Source organism: Pseudomonas sp. NPDC089918, from assembly GCF_050280605.1.
Classification (GTDB): Bacteria; Pseudomonadota; Gammaproteobacteria; order Pseudomonadales; family Pseudomonadaceae; genus Aquipseudomonas.
In genome coordinates this window covers 103776-123310 of sequence record NZ_JBNNVP010000013.1, presented here as the reverse complement: position 1 = coordinate 123310, position 19535 = coordinate 103776, and the positions used below count along the sequence as shown (strand labels likewise).

Sequence of the window (19535 nt, the reverse complement as noted above, 5' to 3'; positions counted from 1 at the left end):
GAGCATGAATAACTACAACAAAACGAATGATGTGACTGCACTGCCGGCATGGCGCAATCTGCTCGACCATCGGGAGAGCATGAAAAATTTTAGTATGCGCGATGCCTTTCGAGATAACAGTAAACGCTTTCAAGATTTTTCCTTGGCGGGCTGCGGGCTTTTTTTGGATTACTCCAAAAACCTCATCACTCACGAAACGCGTTCATTGCTTGTAAACCTTGCTCGCGAGGCAGGCGTGGAACAGGCCGCGCGTGCCATGTTCAGTGGAGAGAAAATCAACTGCTCCGAAGGGCGCCCAGTGCTGCATACGGCGCTGCGGCGACCAGTGGGGGACGCTTTGATGGTCGATGGTCGCAACTTGATGCGCGATGTGCATGGAGCCCTGGCGCAGATGACTGACGTTGTGAGTCGTATCCATAACCATCTGTGGCGTGGTTACAACGACAAGGTCATCACCGATGTCGTAAACATTGGTATTGGTGGCTCATTTCTGGGCCCGGAGCTTGTCTCTGAGGCGCTGGCGCCTTTTGCTCGGCATGGGGTGCGGTGCCATTATCTAGCCAATATCGACGGCAGTGAGTTCCGAGAGGTTACAGCCGGACTGAACGTAGAAACAACGCTGTTCATCATCTCCAGCAAAACCTTCGGTACTCTTGAAACCTTGAAGAATGCACAAGCTTCTCGTAGCTGGTACTTGGCTAAGGGCGGGACGGAAGAGAAGCTATATCGCCATTTCATTGCTGTGACCAGTAATCGCCAGGCAGCGCTGGATTTCGGCATCCGTGAAGCAAACATTTTTCCTATGTGGGACTGGGTCGGTGGCCGTTACTCACTATGGTCTGCAATTGGCCTGCCGATTGCGCTGGCCATTGGCATCGCTAACTTCAAGGAACTGCTATCCGGCGCGTACGCTATGGATCAGCATTTCCTGAACGAACCATTGGAACAGAACCTTCCTGTTCTTTTAGCGGTACTCGGCGTTTGGTATCACAATTTTTGGGGGGCGCAAAGCTATGCTTTCTTGCCCTATGACCATTACCTGCGCAACTTCGTTAAGCATCTGCAGCAGATGGACATGGAGTCAAATGGCAAAAGTGTTCGTCATGATGGCACGTCAGTGTCTTGCACCACGGGCCCGGTAATCTGGGGCGGCGTGGGGTGTAACGGACAGCACGCTTACCACCAGTTGCTGCATCAGGGAACGCCTCTGATTCCAGCTGACTTCATTGTGCCTGTGGTCAGCCACAATCCAGTGGCTGATCATCAGGAATGGCTGTATGCCAATTGCTTGTCTCAAAGCCAAGCGCTGATGTGGGGCAAAACCCGCAATGAAGCTGAGGCAGAGCTAAAAGCCAAAGGCCTTTCATCCAGTGAGATTGAACGACTGGCACCGCATAAAGTGATCCCCGGTAACCGGCCAAGCAATACAGTTGCTCTTGAGATCATCAATCCACATAGCCTTGGTGCGCTGATCGCCCTTTATGAGCACAAGGTCTTTGTCCAGGGCGTAATTTGGGGAGTCAATTCGTTTGATCAATGGGGCGTGGAACTGGGCAAGGAGCTAAGTAACAACGTCCATAGCCTCCTGACTCGCTATGACGCGCAACCGGCTGATGATTCCTCGACGCAGGGTCTTATAGATTTCTTCCGAGGACGTCATCGGGGGTAGAGCCTCATAAGATTGGACGGGACTAATGCCTTATCGTTAGCTCGTCTGGTCACTTTGCGCCGGCAATGCCTGGATTCTTCTCATTGGTTCAGCGGTGCCTTTTCTATTCGATTTAACTTGGTATTTCCCTTTCGAAAACCGGTGCGTGGGAGTTAACCGCGTACTTTGATTAAAAGCGTGCTGTTCGCGTCGGCCTTATCCAATAAATATAACAAACAAAAGGTGTTATGAATGAACGTTAAAACTCTCAGCGCAGTTCTGGGTGCGTCCTTTGCTGTCGGCTTTTTGCCCGTTGACGCGTATTCAACAGACTTCAGTGGTTATTTCAGAACCGGAGTTGGAGATTCGACTCAAGAAGGGAAACAGTCGTGTTTTCAGCTACCGGGCGCGCAATCCAAATACCGTCTTGGCAACGAATGTGAGCAATATCTGGAGCTGGATTTGCGCCAGGATCTGCTTTCACTGGACGACGGCTCGGTGGTCAGCGTGGAAGGCATGGCACAGTTTTATAACGAGTATGGCCATGAACCAAAATTTGACGGGGAGCACGGCTATACGCGGATGAGTCAGCTCTACGCTGAGTGGAGCAAGATGCCGGCATTGAATGGCGGTTCTTTCTGGGCGGGCCGTCGTTACTACAACCGAAACGACATCAATATTTCCGACTACTTCTACTGGAACCAAAGCTCAACAGGCTTTGGGTTCGACCAGGTCGCATTGGGAGATCTGAAATACAGCTACGTGTTCTCACGCAAGGACAACGTCTTCCAAAAGGATTTTGTTACCCGTCATGATGTGACCGTCAGTGGATTCAACACAAATCCCGGTGGCGAGGTTCAACTGGGCGTCAGTTATCTGGACAAGCCGAGCCGCGAGAATGCTCATCAGGGCTGGTCGGTGGTTGCCCAGCACAAGCAGGTCGCGTTTCTTGGCGGAGTCAACAAGTTCGCTGTTCAATACGGCCGAGGGCCGGGCACCGCATTGGGCTACACCGGTGATACCACGTTGGATGAGAGCAACAAGAGCTGGCGGCTCGTGGAGTTTTTCGACTGGCAAATGACTCATGCTTTTAGTGGTCAAGTTGAATTGGTCTATCAAAAAGACACGCGCCCTGATGGTGATGATCAGAACTGGTTATCCATTGGTGTTCGGCCAATTTATGCGTTCACGGACCAGTTCAAGTTGATCACCGAAGTTGGGCGCGACCAGGTTGAAGCTGCAGACGGTACCCGAAAACTCACTAAGTACACCATCGCGCCTACCTGGTCACCGAAGGGCCCGGGATTCTGGGACAGGCCGGAATTTCGTCTGTATTACACCTACGCTACCTGGAACAAGGCTGCGCAACGCGCCGCCAGCTTGCAATCTCCGGGATCGGCGTTGTCTGATACCGGTGCGTTTGGTACAGACCTGCAAGGCTCCAACGTAGGTGTTCAGATCGAGTATTGGTGGAAATAAATCCTGAAATGACAGGGCTGACAATCAGCCTGGATCTGCTTCAACAACTGCGGATAGCGAGGGCAATCCAACGCTTCCTCTCAAACAGGAAGGGAGTGGTGAACCGCGAGAGGAAGTGAGCGAGTCAGATGGTGCTGAACGTTGTGACGTTCAGCACCATAGTCGCTCGAACATTGAAATCCTATTCGAGTTGGAATGTGAAATAGGGCGTTGCGTTAGATGGAAATATACGAAATGCGCACCCGTCTCTTTGAGAGTGCGCTTGCCGTCGGCCAGGCACTGGGTGGGCAGGTCAGCTTGTTGCATGGCGGTATCGAGCGTATCCAGAGCCGCGCCCAGGGACGTTGGTTCCTGGGCGTAGCGACGAGCCAGGGGCCAGACGCGTTGCTGGCCCGTGCTTCGTCGCTGGCCGATCAGGTGCAGGTGCTGGGGCGTGATGTCGGCTTACTTCGATCCAGCGCCGATCTGCCAGACGTAGGGCGGTTCGGTGCTGTTGATTTCCCAGTCGCCGATAATGCGTTCCTTGTAGATGAGGGGGTTGTGCGAGGCCGCGGTGCGGGCGTTGCGCCAGTGACGATCGAAGGCCTTGCCGGTGCTGGTGGCCGAGGCGCTGAGGGCGTTGAACAGGTCACTGGTGGCGCGCAGCACAAGGTCGGCGATCACCACTTGGGCCTGGGCCGATTCCAGTTCGGCGGCGATGTTGGCCTCGCGTTCGGCGACTTCGTCATGGGCAAAGCGGCTTTCGTACGCCACCTGCAAGGCGGTCGCCGCGCGCAGGGTGGTGGCGTGTGCGGCGTAGACCTGCGCCGATGCCTTGCCCACCACTTGCTGCACCTGGACGTCCTGGCTGACGTGGCTGGCATTGCCGGTGCTGAAGATGCGCGTGCGCTTGCGCACTTCTTCCGTGATGTCGTGCACCGCGGCACGGCCGGCACCGGTCTGAACCGCCAACAGCACCAGTTGATAGAAGGCCGTCTGGTACTTGAAGCGGGTGGCGAAGTCGAGCAGGTTTTCAGGCTCCACCACGGCGTTTTCGAATACCGAGGTGCCGCTACCGGTGGTGCGCTGGCCAAAGCCATCCCAATCGTCACTCTGCGAGATGCCCGGTTGTTGCACGCGGACGGCGGCAATCACGTCGGCACCGTTGTCATCGCGCTGGGCATAGAGGTCGATCCAATCGGCGAAGATGCTACCGGTGCTGTAGTACTTGGTGCCGTTGACTACCCAGTGTTCGCCCAGACGCGAGACGCGAGTGCCGACCTGGCCGATCTTGACGCTGCCGATTTCGGTCCAGGCATTGCCCACCAGATCACCCTCGACAAAACGCTTGAACCAGGTGTCCTGTGGTGCGTCAGCCTGGGCATTGAGGCGGTCTTCGACAAAGGCAAAGTGACCGCGCAACGCCTGTGGCAAATTGGAGTCCGCTTCGGCCAATTCGATCAGTAACTCAAACAGCTGGGGCAGGGAAGCGCCGGCGCCACCGTACTGGATCGGCACACGCACGGCGCCAAAGCCGGCTTCCTTCAGCCATTTCACTTGTTCAAAGGGCAGGCTGCGGCTTTGCTCGCGCTCCAGTGCGCCGGCGGCGATGAGTGCAAAGATCGGCCGGAAGCGCTCGGCCAGGGCCAGGTAGTCGGTACCGGTGGAGAGGGGGTGTGGCAGGTGTTGTTGCTGGACTGTCATGGTGCAGCTCCTTATGGAAGGCAAGAGAAGCAACAGAGCGGTCGATCTGCTGCGTACTGCTGTCAGTGCACAGGTCGTGCCTGGCGCTGTAAAAAGCCGTTTTACAGGGCGTGCGGGGTGTCGACGGCGCTCACTCCTGTCGCCTGCCGGGCAACTTGTTGAAGCGCTGACCGCCCGACAACAGCGGCCCGGGCGGGACTTCGTGCCAAACGCCACGAGACAACTGTTGTGAGCGCAACAGTTGATCAACAGCCTGTCCGTTGGACGACACTGCGGCGTTTTACGAAAACTGTATAACTAATTGATTTATATTGAATTATTGAAGTGGCACGGTTGCTGCTCTAGTCCTTGTGCAGGTGCCGCGGTGGCCTCTGCCACCACGAGGACGGGCAATGGGCAATACACTGAAAGTGGTCGCGGTATCCGGGAGCGTGCAGCGGCCTACGCGCACCCTGGTGTTGCTCAAGGCGCTGATCGCCGGTCTTGCGCAACAACTGCCGATCGAACTGCACCTGATCGAGTTGTCCGAGGTCGGCCCGCAGTTTGCCGGGGTGCTGCGCCGTGAAGACTTGCCCGCTGCGGTCGAGGCCGATCTGCAGGCCATTGAAACGGCCAACCTGCTGATTGCTGCCAGCCCGGTATACCGCGCCTCGTACACTGGACTGTTCAAGCACCTGTTCGATTTCGTCCATCACCAGGCGTTGAACAACGTGCCGGTGTTGCTGGCCGCCACCGGTGGCTCGGACCGTCACGCCCTGATCATCGATCACCAGTTGCGCCCGCTGTTCGGCTTTTTCCAGGCCCTGAGCTTGCCCATCGGTGTGTATGCCGCCGAAGCCGATTTCACCGATTACCAGATCACCAGCCCGCAGTTGCTCGAACGCATCGAGCGCGCTGTCGAGTCGGCGGTACTGAGCCTCAATCCGACTGTTCAACCGGACACCAGCGCAGCCTGACGTCCCGGGTCAACCCTCATTTCAACGAATCAATGGAGTACATGCAATGAGCCAGAACAACATCAAGTTTGCCTACTGGGTTCCCAACGTCAGCGGCGGCCTTGTGGTCAGCAAGATCGAACAGCGCACTAGCTGGGACATCGATTACAACCGCAAGCTGGCGCAAATCGCCGAAAAGGCCGGCTTCGAATACGCTTTGTCACAGATCCGCTTCACTGCCGGTTATGGCGCCGAAAACCAACACGAATCGGTGACCATCAGCCACGCACTGTTGGCCGCCACCGAGAAGCTCAAGGTGATCGCGGCCATCCTGCCTGGCCCATGGAGTCCGGTGCTGGCGGCCAAACAGCTGGCCACCATCGACCAGTTCACCAACGGTCGCGTCGCGGTGAATATCGTGTCGGGCTGGTTCAAGGGCGAATTCCGCGCCATTGGCGAGCCATGGCTGGACCACGATGAGCGCTATCGTCGCTCGGAAGAATTCATCCAGGCGCTGAAGGGCATCTGGACCCAGGACAACTTCAGTTTTCATGGCGATTTCTACCGCTTCCACGACTACACCCTCAAACCCAAGCCACTGCAGCAACCGCACCCGGAAATCTTCCAGGGCGGCAGCTCGCGCGCGGCGCGGGACATGGCTTCGCGGGTCTCCGATTGGTACTTCACCAACGGCAACACTGTCGAAGGCATCAAGGCCCAGGTCGACGACATTCGGGCCAAGGCCGCGATCAATGGTCACTCGGTGAAAGTTGGGGTGAACGCCTTTGTCATCGCCCGTGAAACCGAGGCTGAGGCCCGCGCGGTGTTGCAGGAAATTATCGCCAAAGCCGACCCCGAGGCGGTCAACGGTTTCGGCAGCGAGGCGAAGAACGCCGGTGCCTCCAGCCCGGAAGGCGAAGGCAACTGGGCCAAGTCCACCTTCGAAGACTTGGTGCAGTACAACGATGGTTTCAAGACCAACCTGATCGGTACACCTCAGCAGATTGCCGAACGTATCGTCGCACTCAAGGCGGTGGGCGTGGACCTGGTGCTCAGTGGCTTCCTGCACTTTCAGGAGGAGGTGGAGTACTTCGGCCGCAAGGTGTTGCCGCTGGTGCGTGAGCTGGAGCGCAAGGCTGTGGCGACCAAAGCTGCGGCACTGGTGTAAGGGACGGGAAAGGTCATGCCGACATTCATCGATAACCCGCAACCCGTCGCGGGTACCTTGCCGCAGTGGCTGCAACATCAGGCACGTCAGCAAGGGACGGGCATCGCCCTGCGCCATAAGCGCCTGGGGGTGTGGCAGGTGCTTACCTGGCGCCAACTGGCCACTGAGGTTCAACGCCTGTCCACAGCCTTGCAGGCGCGTGGTTTTGTGCCTGGTGCGACTTTGGTGATTGTCAGCCGCCCGCGGCCGGAGGCATTGATCGCTGCCCTGGCGGCACAGTGGTTGGGCGGCGTGGCCGCGCTGTTGGATCCGCTGGAAGCTGCGGCCGCTCAGGTGCCGCTGCTACGTGAGCTGCACAGGGAATGGGTGTTCGCTGAAGGTCATGAGGAGATTCAGCGCCTGCGCGCCGCCGGACTGGCGCCCAGGCTGCTGATTTACGCCGACGGCCGCGGCCTGGCTGAGGTGAGTCAGGCCGGTGACACCCTGGCGTTCGCACATCTGCAGCAGCAAGGCAGCGATCACCGGCTGGAGCCCCAGGCCCGCGCCGAGCGCACAGCCTTTGCTTTCTATCGTTTGGACGCGGTGCAGCGCCTCGAGCAGCAGCGCATCAGCCACGCCGAGTTGCTACAGGAAGGCCGGCGCCTGGTGCACGGCGAGCAGCTGGGGCGGCAGGAAGAAGCCCTGGCGGCGCGAGCGTTTGCCGCGGGTGGTCAAGCGCGTTATTTGCTGGCGCCTTGGTTGATTGCCGGCTTTCGCCTGAATTTTCCGGAAAATCTGGAGACCCGCGATCAGGACCGGCGCGAGCTGGGCCCGACGCTGGTGGCCGGCACCCGGGAAACCTACGAGCGCCTGCATACCCAGGTCCTGGCCCGCTTGCCGGAGCCAGGCAGTTGGCGCCGGCGTCTGGTGGATTGGGCGCTGGTGGCGCCACCCGGTGCGCTGCAACGGCACCTGGGGTACTGGCTGATCCGCCGGCCGTTGCGCGATGTCCTCGGCTTTTCTCGTACCCGTGCGCCGTTGCTGGTGGGCGAGGCACTTGCACCGCCAGCCCTGGCGTTTTTCCAGGCGTTGGCTATTGAGGTACGCACCTGGCCGGATCCGGCACAGTGGCACCGCCCCGCGCCGTGGCCAGCTCCGCTGGTCAACGGCTGGATCGAAGACAGCACGCAACCGGCCTGACAAGGACATGATTCATGGCACAAACACAGGCGACAAAGGTTGAACATCTGCTAGTGCTGGAAAACATTGGCTTGTCGTTCAAGGGCGTCAAGGCGGTGACCGACATCAGCTTTGCCGTGGCCGCCGGGGAGATTTGCGCCTTGATCGGCCCCAATGGCGCGGGCAAAAGCTCACTGCTGAATGTGATCAACGGCGTGTACCAGGCCCAGCAAGGACGTATCCGCTTTGCCGGAGAAGAGCACCGGCGCATGCGCCCGCATGATGCGGCGGTGCGCGGCATTGCCCGCACCTTTCAGAACATCGCCTTGTTCAAGGGTATGAGTGTGCTCGACAACGTGCTCACCGGACGCAACCTCAAGCGTCGCAGCAGCTGGATTGAGCAGGCCCTGCGCATCGGCCGCGCTGCGGGCGAAGACGACCGCCAGCGGGAGGCGGCCGAACGGGTCATCGATTTTCTGCACATCCAACAGTGGCGCGACACCCTTGTCGGCAAGCTGCCCTATGGCTTGCAGAAACGGGTGGAACTGGCCCGTGCCCTGGCCTCCGAACCGCGCTTGCTGTTGCTGGACGAACCGATGGCCGGGATGAACGCCGAAGAGAAGCAGCAGATGAGCCGGTTCATCGTCGACATCAACCGTGAGCTGGGTACCACCGTGGTGTTGATCGAGCACGACATTGGCGTGGTCATGGGCATTAGCGATCACGTTGTGGTGCTCGACTACGGCCTCAAGATCGGCGACGGCCCGCCCGATGAGGTGCGGCAAAACCCCGAGGTGATTGCCGCTTATCTCGGCACGCGCCACTAACCCCCGAGTCGACAGCGCCGCCAGCTATCGGGTGGCAGGGGACTCTTTGCCCGCAAAACAGGAAGGCTCATGGAATTTTTCTTCGAGGTGCTGATCGGCGGGCTGTTGGCCGGGGTGATGTACGCCCTGGTGGCCATCGGTTTTGTTCTGATCTACAAGGCGTCCGGCGTCTTCAACTTCGCCCAGGGCGCGATGGTGCTGTTTTCGGCGCTGACCTTTGTCAGCCTGCTGGAGCGCGGGGTGGCGTTTTGGCTGGCGTTTGTCATCAGCCTGGCGGCGATGGTGCTGCTGGCGGTGGCGGTGGAGCGGGTGGTGTTGCGCCCTCTGGTCAACCGTTCACCGATCACCTTGTTCATGGCGACCCTCGGCTTGTCCTACGTGATCGAAGGGTTCGCCCAAGTGCTGTGGGGCGCCCAGGTACATGGCCTGGAACTGGGCATCAGTGACGAGCCCCTGGAACTGGGCGGCATGCTGCTGTCGCCGTTCGACATTTTTGCAGCCGTGACTGCCGCGTTGCTGGTGTTGGCACTTTCGCTGCTGTTTAACAAAACCCGTATCGGTTTGTCGTTGCGTGCCGTGGCCGATGACCCGCTGGCGGCGTTGGCCGTGGGCATCCGTCTGCAACGGGTCTGGGTGTTGGTGTGGGCGGTGGCCGGGTTTGTCGGTCTGGTGGCCGGCCTGCTCTGGGGCGCGCGGCTGGGGGTGCAGTTTTCGCTGTCGCTGGTGGTGCTCAAGGCCTTGCCGGTGCTGATCATCGGCGGCTTTACCTCGATCAGTGGCGCGATTGTCGGCGGGTTGATCATCGGCGCCTCGGAGAAGCTGGCCGAGGTATACCTGGGCCCCGTCATCGGCGGTGGTATCGAGAACTGGTTTCCCTATGTGCTGGCGTTGCTGTTCCTGCTGGTGCGGCCGGCCGGGTTATTTGGTGAACGCGCAATCGAGCGGGTTTAAGGAGAGGCGTGATGTTTTATCAGGAAGCCGGTCAGTTCAGTACTCGCTATGCCCAGGACCGCCGGGTATTTTGCCTGCGCCAGGACCGTTACGGCTTGGTCGGCTTGCTGCTGTTGGCCTTTGTCGGTGTGCCGTATCTGGGTAACGACTATTGGTTCAGCGCCATTCTGATTCCGTTTCTGGTGCTGTCACTGGCCGGGTTGGGGCTGAACCTGCTGACCGGCTACGCCGGGCAGTTGTCGCTGGGCTCGGCGGCCTTCATGGCGGTGGGCGCCTTTGCCACTTACAACGTTGAGCTGCGGGTGCCGGGCTCGCCGTTGTTGTTCAGCATGGCCCTGGGCGGGGGAGTGGCAGCGCTGGTGGCGGTGCTGTTCGGTCTGCCCAGCCTGCGGATCAAGGGTTTCTATCTGCTGGTGTCGACCCTCGCCGCGCAGTTTTTTGTGACCTGGGCGCTGACCCGCTTCAGCTGGTTTTCCAATAACAGCGCTTCGGGGGTGATCAGCGCACCGCGCCTGGAGATTCTTGGTGTGGATCTGAACTCGCCGGTGGGGCGTTACCTGCTGACTCTGGGCGTGGTGGTGGCGTTGTTCTGGCTGGGCAAGAACCTGGTGCGCAGCGAGCTAGGGCGTAACTGGATGGCGGTGCGTGACATGGACACCGCTGCTGCGGTGATGGGCATTGCGTTGTTCAAGACAAAGCTGCTGGCGTTTGCCATCAGCGGGTTCTTTCTCGGGGTGGCCGGGGCGCTTTGGGCCTTCACCTACCTGGGGACCGTGGAGCCCCACGGTTTTGACCTGAATCGATCTTTCCAGATCCTCTTTATCATCATTATCGGCGGCCTGGGCAGCATCCTCGGCAACTTCCTCGGCGCGGCGTTCATCGTGTTGTTTCCGGTGCTGCTGTCGAACCTGGTGGCCTTGTTGCCGGCCGGGCTGATCGATGCCGGACAGATAGAAAACCTGCAGAAGATGGTATTTGGCGCCCTGATCATTGTGTTCCTGATCAAGGAGCCGGAGGGCCTGGCGCGCCTCTGGCAGAAGTTCCGCGAGCGCGCTCGGTTGTGGCCGCTGCGCTACTGAGCGACTCGGCGTAAGTGCCGATTGCTCTGAATCCCTTTGGTTGACCCTTCACTTGATTACTTGATAAGGAAAACATTGATGTTGAAACGATCTCTACTAAGTAGCCTCGCCCTGGCTGTCAGCCTGAGCACTGCCACGTTGACCGCGCAGGCGGATAACGAACAGTACTTCCCGCTGCAGAGCTATCGGGTCGGTCCTTATGCCGCCGGTGGTACCGGGTTTTTTGGTGGTTTTATCGACTACCTCAAGTACGTCAATGCCAATGGCGGGGTCAACGGCGTCAAGCTGACCTGGAGCGAGTGCGAAACCGAGTACGTGGTCGAGAAGGGCGTGGAGTGCTACGAGCGTCTGAAAAAAGGCCTCAATGGTGCGCCGGCTGCCGCCACTAACCCGCTGTCGGTGGGCATCGCCTATGCCACCCTTGAGCGTTCGACCGCGGACAAACTGCCGCTGATCACCATCAACCACGGCCGCACCGACTCCACTGACGGCAGCGTTTTCCCCTACGCCTTTCCCTTGCAGCTGAACCCGTACTCCGAAGTCTCGGCGATCATCAACTACATCGGCCAGCAGGCCGGGGGGCTGGACCAGCTCAAGGGCAAGAAGATCGTCACCCTGTATCACGGCTCGCCCTACGGCAAGGAAACCAATGAGGTGTTGCAGACCCTGGCCGACAAGTACGGGTTCAAGCTGACCCTGCTGGAAGTGCCCCATCCGGGTAACGAGCAGCAGTCGCAATGGCTCAACATTCGCCGGGAAAAACCCGACTGGGTGATTCTGCGCGGCTGGGGCGTGATGAACCCGGTGGCGTTGAAAACCGCGCAGAAAGTCGGCTTCCCGGTGGATCACATCATCGGCAACATCTGGAGCAACTCCGAGGACGATGCCGCCCCGGCCGGTGCCGCCGCCAAAGGCTTTATTGCGATCACCACGCACCCCTCGGGCACCGATTTCCCGGTCTTGCAAGGCATCCAGCAGCAGGTGGTGGCCAAGGGCAATGGTGACCTGGCTGATCCGAAACGCTTTGGCACCGTGTATTACAACCTGGGGGTGGTGAACGGCATTCTCAACGTTGAGGCCGTGCGCATTGCCCAGGAAAAATTCGGCAAGCAGCCGCTCACCGGCGAGCAGGTGCGCTGGGGCTTCGAGCACCTCAAGCTGGACGATGCCCGCCTCAAGGAGCTGGGTGCACTGGGCCTGGTGCAACCCTTGCAGCTGTCATGCTCGGACCATGAAGGGGGCGGTGCGGTGCGCTTCCAGCGGTGGGATGGCAGCCAGTGGAAACTGATCAGTGACTGGGTGCAGGCCGACCGTGCCTTGCTCAGACCGATCATCGAAGCCTCGTCGCACCAGTACGCCAAGGAAAAGGGCATCACACCGCGCGATTGCAGTCAGGACAGCTGAGATGTGAATCGGGAGGCGTCCCGGTTTTTTTGGGGGAGAGCAACATGAACCAAGTACCGATCTTGCAGATCGACGCGATTGAAGTCCTGTACGAACAGGCAATCCTCGCCGTGCGCGGGGTATCCCTGGCGGTGCCGCAAGGACAGATCGTGGTGTTGCTGGGGGCCAACGGTGCTGGCAAAAGCACCACCTTGAAGGCCGCCGCCAATCTGGTGAGGGCCGAGCGGGGCGAGGTGGTGCAGGGGCGGATTATTTATCGAGGCGAGGATGTCACCCGCAGCACGCCCCATAGCCTGGTTGCCAGCGGCCTGGTGCAGGTACTGGAAGGCCGGCATTGCTTTGCCCAACTGACAGTGGAGGAAAACCTGCTGACGGGTGCATTTGCGCGTCAGGTGTCCCGCGGGCAACTGAAGGCCGATCTGGAACGTATCTACAGCCAGTTTCCGCGCCTCAAGCTGCGGCGCAAAAGCCTGGCCGGCTACACCTCCGGCGGTGAACAGCAGATGGTTGCGCTCGGGCGGGCGCTGATGGCCCGGCCACAGCTGGTGTTGCTGGACGAACCTTCGATGGGCCTGGCACCGCAGATCGTCGAGGAGATCTTCGAGATCATCCATCAGCTCAATCGGCGCGACGGCGTGAGCTTCCTGATTGCCGAGCAGAACATCAACCTGGCTCTGCGTTACGCCCAGTACGGCTACGTGCTGGAAAGCGGCCGGGTCGTCAGCGAAGGCACGACCGGGCAGTTGGCCGCGCGCAGTGATATTCAGGACTTCTATCTGGGGGGCGGGACAGCGGGTAAAGGAGCAGCGGCTTGACCGCTAGCACCAGTCAGATCGACAGGTTGACCACTTTGACCGTCCGGGCGTCTTGTGCCGGGCGGCGTTTGTTCACCACCAGCTCACCAACCTTGATCAGCATCGCGCGGGTGATGTTGCGACTCAGCCCCAGCAGGCTGGCGGTGTGTACCTGGTTGTAGTGGCTGAAGCGATAGGCCGCGCGCAGCAGCGCTTCCTCGACCCGCTCGTGGAGGGCGCCGCTTTCTTCCTCGAACAGCTTCTGGAAGGCTTGCTGCAGCAGGGCGTCGGCACTGTCGTCCTGGACGGTATTGCTGGCGTCCTGGCGTTCGATACGCAGGTTGGACAGGTGCAGGTCCTGGACACGGATCAGATTGTTACGGCAGATCAACAGGGTGTGGTGAATGACGTTTTCCAGCTCGCGAATATTGCCCGGCCATGAGTAATTCACCAGCTTCTGTTCGGCTTCGGTATCCAGCACCACTTCGCCATAACCCAGCCGACGACTGTACTCGGCGATAAAGTGGCGGATCAGCGGCAGGATGTCACCCGGTCGCTCGCGCAGCGGGCTGAGCTCCAGGCTGACCACGTTCAGCCGGTAATAGAGGTCTTCGCGAAAGTGCCCGGCGTTGATGGCTTTTTCCAGCTGCACGTTGGTCGCAGCCAGCACCCGTACATCGATGGGGATGCTTTTGCGTGAACCCAGGCGAACCACTTCACGCTCCTGCAGCACCCGCAGCAACTTGACCTGGATCGGCATCGGCAAGTCACCGATCTCGTCGAGGAACAGCGTGCCGCCGTTGGCTTCCTCGAACCAGCCGGCCTTGGCGCTCAGGGCGCCGGTGAAGGCGCCTTTTTCGTGGCCGAACAGTTCGGCCTCCACCAGGCTTTCGGAAAACGCGCCGCAGTTGACCGCGATAAACGGCTTGTTGCGACGGGCGCTGAGGTTGTGCAGATGACGGGCCACCAGTTCCTTGCCGGTCCCGGTTTCGCCAATGATCAACACGCTGGCGTCACTGGGCGCGACCTGTTGCAGGTGCGCCAGCAGCGCCTGTGATTTCGGGTCTTCGAAGACTTGCGCAGTAGCGCGTATCGAGGTGGCCAGGGCTGGTGAGGGCGGCAGCGTGAGTAGTTGCATGGTGGGGCCTATGAGTAAAAGGACGGAGTGGGTAGCGTCTTGTTGAGCGCCCAGTCACCCAGTTCATGGAGCTTGTAGTCCACGGGGTCGTGCAGGGTCTGGGTGCGCAGGTTGCGCCAGTGACGATCAAGGCGCAGTGCGGCATGGGTGGCGCGGGCGCCAGTCACTTCAAACAGGCTGCTGGTCAGGTCCAGGCCGGTGCGGGTGGCGGCGACCTTGGCGGTGGCAATGGCCAAGGCCAGTTGGCCACGCTCCTCGGCGCCGAGCCGGTGCTCCTTGCTCCAGGCTTGGTCGAGCAGGGCGTTGGCGCGTTCAGTGAGCAGGCGCACGCTTTCCAGCCCGACCCAGAATTCGCCATAATGGCGCAGGACATAGGGGTCCTGATTGGCCTGACTGACGTTGGCCTTGAACCAGGGGCGCGTTTCCTTGAGGGTGTAATTGCGGGCCTCTTCGAACGCGCCCTCGGCAATGCCGAGGAAGATATTGACGAAGGTCAGTTGGGCGATCAGCGGGCGCAGGCAGGCAAAGGGCGTGCTCAGCGGGCCGGGATCTAGCAGCAGTTCATTCTCTTCCACGCGCACCCGTTCGAAGGTGGCGCTGCCGCTGTCGGTCTGCCGTTGGCCGATGTTGTCCCAGTCGCCGTGCAAGGTGATGCCGGTGCGATGACTGGGAATGGCGGCGATCAACAGCTTGCCGCTGGTGGATTCATCCAGCGCCGAGGCAATCAGCATTTCCGAATCGGAGGCGCCGGAGCAGAAACTCTTGCGCCCGGAAAACTCGCGATAGCCTGCAAATTTTTTTGACAAGGTGCGGGTGTCCAACGGGTTAAGGGCATTACCCCAGAACCAGTTGTTGCGCGCGGTCTGTTCGAACCAGGGCTGCCACTGTTCGGGCCGGGAAAACAGCCGTACCGTGGCCAGCATCAAATGCTGGAAGCCGAACACATGGGCGATCGAGCTGTCGACCCTGGCGAACTCGCGCACCACTTCCAGGGTGTCGCTCCAGCTGGCGCCAAGGCCACCGTATTGCTGGTCAATTTTCATCGCCAGCAGACCGCAGCGGCGCAACTCGTCGCGCTCGGCTTTCGGCGTGCCGCCCAGATGGTCGCGTTCGGCGGCGGTTCGGGAAAACTCGGCGGCGAGCGTCCGGGCGATCTGCAGCGGGGTTTCAAGTCTGGATGTATGGATAGCGGTCACAGGCTGTCCTCAGGCTGTTTTCCGCAAGTCGGCGGCATTGGCGGTGAACAGCGGTGCGGCCCGTTCGACTGCCAGGCGGATGCGTGTTTTCAGCGCTTCGCTGCTGATCTGGTAATTCGTGAAATCGGCCTCCGAGGCATACACGCCAAGGGGCAGGGTCACCGACTGGAAGAAGCTGAACAGCGGGCGCAACTGATGATCGATTACCAGCGCATGCCGGTCGCTGCCACCGGTGGCGGCCAGCAACACCGGGGTGTCGATCAATGCGTCCTGGCCAATCAGGTCGAACAGGTGCTTAAACTGGCCCGGGTAGGCGCCACGGTAGACAGGTGCGGCCACAACCAGCAGGTCCGCCGACTCAATCGCACTCAACTCGTACTCAACGGTTTCCGGCAACTCCTGACGGGACATGGCGCTGCCCAGTGGGCGGACAATGTCGCCCAGTTCGATGATGCGGCTTTCGATTGGCAGGTACTGGCTCAGCTCGGCAACGATGGCCTGGACCAGCACCAGGGTACGCGACGGACGATAGGTTCCACCGGAAACGGCGACGACTTTAAGTGGGGTGCTCATGGGGTCTGTTCCTGTTCGAGTTGCGGGATGTGCAGCCATCAGAGCAAGAGTTGTTCCAAGGTTAAAATAACTATTAAAAACAATAAGATGGATTAACATGTTATCTCGGCTGCTGTTGCCCGGGCAGCTAACTGTTGAGCGACTGTTGCCTGAGCAACAATGGCACTTCTGTTTACCTGGCAACACTGCCGCATCCATGAATTAAATGTAAATGATCTAAAAAACATCCAGTAAATACTTTTTGGTTATTAGCTTAAGGCTTTGTCTGGTCGCCAGTGCCGGGTGAGTCGCCTTTGGCTGGCCTTGGCAGGCCGATATCAGCGGGGTACGCCCCTCGCTGCGGCAAAGTGTTGCTCAGCCAATAGCGGTTCAGCATCACTGTTGGGCGGGCAACAGTGCAGTCGACCCAGGCGTACGGCATTCACCTTCCACCGTCGCCGCTCAGATAGCTGTGTACGGTGCCTGCGGTGACACCCACTACCCGGGTAAGTCTGAGTCCGGCCGCCCGACCACCAACCAGTACATGCGGCCTCATGCGCTCGATCAGTCATTCTGGATCTGCTCAAAATCGAAGGAATCGGGATCGGTATCGAAGTAGCCCAGGTTACCGAGCCAAAACTCTGCGAACGCAATTGTGGTGGTTTGAATCGCCACTCTTGGCGGAGGGCGAATAAATCAGGGCCGCGAACCTAGACTCGTATACACGGGGCTCCCTGACTCTTAATTCAAGTTGTGGTTTTTTGGGGGATTGTTAGGTGACTAACTACTGAAAGCCATTGGAGAGAGTACGTGGGTCAATTCGGCGTCGACGTCTACAATTGGGGATTGATCACGTCGACCGCCCTGAGTTTGGTTTTCGTTCCGCGATCTGTTTACCTGACACCGAGCCGCCAAGGGGACGCAACGTCTCCTCGGCGGCCAACGTTCAGTCAGTCACAGACCCCTGCGGTATCCTCCCGGCGAAACTGTCCACCAGGCTCGCCACCACCATCTCTCCCATCCGCGTGCGGGTCTGCAGCGTCGCACTGGCGCGATGGGGCTGCAGTACCACGTTCTCGTTGCCGAACAGTGTCTCGGGGACGTTCGGTTCATCGACAAACACATCCAGTGCCGCCCCCGCGATCTCTCCAGCGGCCAGTGCCGTCACCAGATCGACCTCGTTGACCAGCTTGCCCCGCGCGACGTTGATCAGATACCCGTCCTTGCCCAGCGCCTGCAGCACCTCGGCATTGATGATGGCTTCAGTCTTGTCGGCGGCGGCTGCGAGAATCAGTGCATCACTGTCGCTGGCCAGTTGGTTCAAGTCGGCGATGAAGGTGTGGTTCACGTCGCTCATGGGTTGCAAATCGGTGTAGCTGATCGGGCAACCGAACGCCGCGGCTCGGGTCGCCACTGCACGGCCGACCCGACCCATGCCGACGATGCCGATGCGCATGCCCGACACCTGACGCGCCAACGGCAACGGGGCCAACGGCGTCGGGCTATGGGGCCATTGCCCCGAACGCACATAACGATCACTGGTGCACAGACCCCGGCACACGGCGATCAACAAGCCGATGGCCAGGTCGGCGACATCTTCGGTCAGCGCCCCGATGGTCGCGGTCACGCGGATCCCGCGATCCCTGGCGTAAGCCAGGTCCACCGCATCCGTGCCCACGCCGTTGACCGCCACCACTTCCAGTTTCGGTAGCTGCGCCATCAGCGCCTGACTGATACCGGTATGCCCGCCGGTGATCACCCCGCGAATGTTCGCGCCGTGTTCCTGCAAATAAGCCTGCTTGTCGGCCTGCTGGAAGTAGCGTCTGACGGTAAACAGTTCATCGAGCCGCGCGTTGATTTCAGGGATCAGGATCGGGCTGAGCTGCAAGACTTCTGGTTTCATGTAAACCTCGCGTAACGGAATAAAAAAGCCGGTTTAACCGCGACCGGCAAACGGCATGGCACTGGCCATGACGGTCATGTTCAGGACGTTCGCCTCCAGCGGCAGGCCGGCGATGTAGCGCACGGCGTCGGCCACATGCTTGACGTCCACCATCGGCTCCACGGCGATGGTGCCGTTGGCCTGGCGCACGCCTTTGGTCATGCGCACCGACATCTCGGTCAGGGCGTTGCCGATGTCGATCTGGCTGCAGGCGATGTTGAATTCGCGCCCGTCCAGGGCCAGGGATTTGGTCAGCCCCAGCACCGCGTGTTTGCTGGCGGTGTAGGCGCTGCTGAAGGGGCGTGGGGTATGCGCCGAGATCGAGCCGTTATTGATGATGCGTCCACCCTGTGGCTGTTGCCGGCGCATCAGCCTGAAGGCACCACGGGCGCAGAGGAAAACGCCGTTGAGGTTGGTGTCGATCACGTTTCGCCACTGCTCGAACGTCAGCTCATCGAGCGGCACTGCCGGGGCGTTGACCCCGGCGTTGTTGAACACCACATCGAGTCGCCCGTATACCTCGGTGAGGGTGGCAAACAGCGCATCGACACTGGCCGGGTCGCGCACATCAGTCGGCACCGCCAACGCTTCGTGTCCTTCGCTGAGCGCCAATTCGACCAAGGCCTGCAACGGCTCCGGCCGACGTCCGGCCACTACCAGGGTGAATCCGTCGGCCATCAGCGACAGGGCCACGGCGCGGCCGATTCCGCTACCGGCGCCGGTGACCAGGGCCACTTTCAAAGGACTGTTCATGTTGTTATCTCCTTTCTCAATTCACGAGGGCGTGAGCCGGGTTCAAGGTCGTGGACCGACGCGCATTTCCAGTTGGCCGATGCCGTCGATCCCGGCGTTGATGATGTCGCCCGGTTGCAGCACATCGACGCCTGCCGGGCTGCCAGTCATGATCAGGTCACCGGCCCGCAGCGCTACCGACTGTGAGATGCGGCTGATGATTTCACTGACCGACCAGATCTGGCTGTCGAGGCTGTCGCGCTGGCGCTCTTCGCCGTTGACGTTCAGCCACAACTCACCATCGGGATGTCCTGCCCGCGTGACCGGCACGATGGCGGTCATTGGCGCGGCACCGTCGAACACCTTGGCACCTTCCCACGGCAAACCATTGCTTTTGGCCGCGCGCTGGACATCACGACGGGTCAGATCAAGGCCGGCGGCATAGCCCCACACATAGGCCAGCGCCTGACTCTGCGGAATATTGGCGCCGCCTTCACCGATGGCCACGACCAATTCGATTTCGTGGACAAACTCTTCGGTCAAGGGCGGGAAAGTCACTTCACCCGCCGCATCCACCACGTTGCTCGCCGGTTTCATGAAGAACACTGGCGGCTGGCGGGACTGGCCTTGGGTGTCTGGCCAAGGGTAGTTGCGGCCGACACAAAATACCCGGGCAACGGGAAAGCGCTGCTGGCTGCCAGCAACCGGCAAGGTCACGGGCAGATCCGGGGTAAACACATACTCGGTCATCGTCATTTTTGTAGTCGTCCTGTTAGAAGCGTCAGCGTACGGCGGCAATCTTTTGCGAAGTTGGACGAAAGCCGCCTTGTGTTGGAGAAAAACGTTTTT

At 60.0% G+C, this 19535-nt stretch carries 17 protein-coding genes; 10 read left to right on the top strand and 7 right to left on the bottom strand.

Going from position 1 to position 19535, the window contains the following annotated elements; genetic code table 11:
- Positions 1 to 4 precede the first annotated feature (4 nt).
- On the top strand, positions 5 to 1669 hold the full coding sequence (pgi, locus tag ACQKPC_RS12115) for a glucose-6-phosphate isomerase (protein ID WP_427624760.1): 1665 nt from the start codon (positions 5 to 7) through the stop codon (positions 1667 to 1669).
- A gap of 231 nt (positions 1670 to 1900) precedes the next feature.
- Complete coding sequence (locus ACQKPC_RS12110) at positions 1901 to 3127, top strand: maltoporin (RefSeq protein ID WP_427624759.1); 1227 nt, start codon at positions 1901 to 1903, stop codon at positions 3125 to 3127.
- Between the two features lie 444 nt (positions 3128 to 3571).
- Here the strand turns inward: ACQKPC_RS12110 and ACQKPC_RS12105 are convergent, their stop codons facing one another.
- Positions 3572 to 4810, bottom strand: coding sequence for an acyl-CoA dehydrogenase family protein (locus ACQKPC_RS12105; RefSeq protein ID WP_427624757.1), 1239 nt, complete (start codon positions 4808 to 4810; stop codon positions 3572 to 3574).
- Between the two features lie 392 nt (positions 4811 to 5202).
- Between ACQKPC_RS12105 and msuE (ACQKPC_RS12100) the strand changes: the two genes are divergently transcribed.
- From msuE (ACQKPC_RS12100) to ACQKPC_RS12065, 8 genes are all read left to right on the top strand, one after another.
- Positions 5203 to 5766 (top strand): FMN reductase, encoded by a 564-nt coding sequence (gene msuE / locus ACQKPC_RS12100; protein WP_008073822.1) that lies wholly within the window; start codon positions 5203 to 5205, stop codon positions 5764 to 5766.
- A gap of 46 nt (positions 5767 to 5812) precedes the next feature.
- Positions 5813 to 6913, top strand: a complete 1101-nt coding sequence (gene sfnG, locus ACQKPC_RS12095) for a dimethylsulfone monooxygenase SfnG (RefSeq protein ID WP_427624756.1) — start codon at positions 5813 to 5815, stop codon at positions 6911 to 6913.
- A 15-nt stretch (positions 6914 to 6928) separates the two neighbouring features.
- Complete coding sequence (locus ACQKPC_RS12090; protein WP_427624755.1) at positions 6929 to 8092, top strand: AMP-binding protein; 1164 nt, start codon at positions 6929 to 6931, stop codon at positions 8090 to 8092.
- Positions 8093 to 8106: 14 nt separating this feature from the next.
- Positions 8107 to 8898 carry an ABC transporter ATP-binding protein gene (locus ACQKPC_RS12085; protein ID WP_427624754.1) on the top strand — a complete coding sequence of 264 codons (792 nt, stop codon included), beginning with the start codon at positions 8107 to 8109 and terminating at the stop codon, positions 8896 to 8898.
- A gap of 69 nt (positions 8899 to 8967) precedes the next feature.
- Positions 8968 to 9849: a branched-chain amino acid ABC transporter permease gene (locus ACQKPC_RS12080; RefSeq protein ID WP_427624752.1), complete on the top strand. Its 882-nt coding sequence runs from the start codon at positions 8968 to 8970 to the stop codon at positions 9847 to 9849.
- Between the two features lie 11 nt (positions 9850 to 9860).
- A complete protein-coding gene (locus ACQKPC_RS12075) occupies positions 9861 to 10928 on the top strand; it encodes a branched-chain amino acid ABC transporter permease (protein WP_218395871.1) in 1068 nt (355 codons plus the stop codon).
- Positions 10929 to 11006: 78 nt separating this feature from the next.
- A complete protein-coding gene (locus ACQKPC_RS12070; RefSeq protein WP_008073831.1) occupies positions 11007 to 12332 on the top strand; it encodes an ABC transporter substrate-binding protein in 1326 nt (441 codons plus the stop codon).
- 44 nt (positions 12333 to 12376) lie between these two features.
- Complete coding sequence (locus ACQKPC_RS12065; protein WP_218395869.1) at positions 12377 to 13147, top strand: ABC transporter ATP-binding protein; 771 nt, start codon at positions 12377 to 12379, stop codon at positions 13145 to 13147.
- 13 nt (positions 13148 to 13160) lie between these two features.
- Here ACQKPC_RS12065 and ACQKPC_RS12060 read toward each other — a convergent pair whose 3' ends face one another.
- The 6 genes from ACQKPC_RS12060 to ACQKPC_RS12035 all read right to left on the bottom strand — a co-directional run bounded on the left by ACQKPC_RS12060 (position 13161) and on the right by ACQKPC_RS12035 (position 19442).
- Positions 13161 to 14264 (bottom strand): sigma-54 interaction domain-containing protein, encoded by a 1104-nt coding sequence (locus tag ACQKPC_RS12060; RefSeq protein WP_008073833.1) that lies wholly within the window; start codon positions 14262 to 14264, stop codon positions 13161 to 13163.
- A gap of 8 nt (positions 14265 to 14272) precedes the next feature.
- A complete protein-coding gene (locus ACQKPC_RS12055) occupies positions 14273 to 15460 on the bottom strand; it encodes an acyl-CoA dehydrogenase family protein (protein ID WP_008073834.1) in 1188 nt (395 codons plus the stop codon).
- 9 nt (positions 15461 to 15469) lie between these two features.
- On the bottom strand, positions 15470 to 16033 hold the full coding sequence (gene msuE / locus ACQKPC_RS12050) for an FMN reductase (RefSeq protein WP_008073835.1): 564 nt from the start codon (positions 16031 to 16033) through the stop codon (positions 15470 to 15472).
- A gap of 925 nt (positions 16034 to 16958) precedes the next feature.
- Positions 16959 to 17915: a 2-hydroxyacid dehydrogenase gene (locus ACQKPC_RS12045; protein WP_427624750.1), complete on the bottom strand. Its 957-nt coding sequence runs from the start codon at positions 17913 to 17915 to the stop codon at positions 16959 to 16961.
- A 33-nt stretch (positions 17916 to 17948) separates the two neighbouring features.
- Positions 17949 to 18707, bottom strand: coding sequence for an SDR family oxidoreductase (locus tag ACQKPC_RS12040; RefSeq protein WP_218395866.1), 759 nt, complete (start codon positions 18705 to 18707; stop codon positions 17949 to 17951).
- A gap of 42 nt (positions 18708 to 18749) precedes the next feature.
- A complete protein-coding gene (locus ACQKPC_RS12035; RefSeq protein ID WP_218395865.1) occupies positions 18750 to 19442 on the bottom strand; it encodes a fumarylacetoacetate hydrolase family protein in 693 nt (230 codons plus the stop codon).
- Between the last annotated feature and the right edge of the window lie 93 nt (positions 19443 to 19535).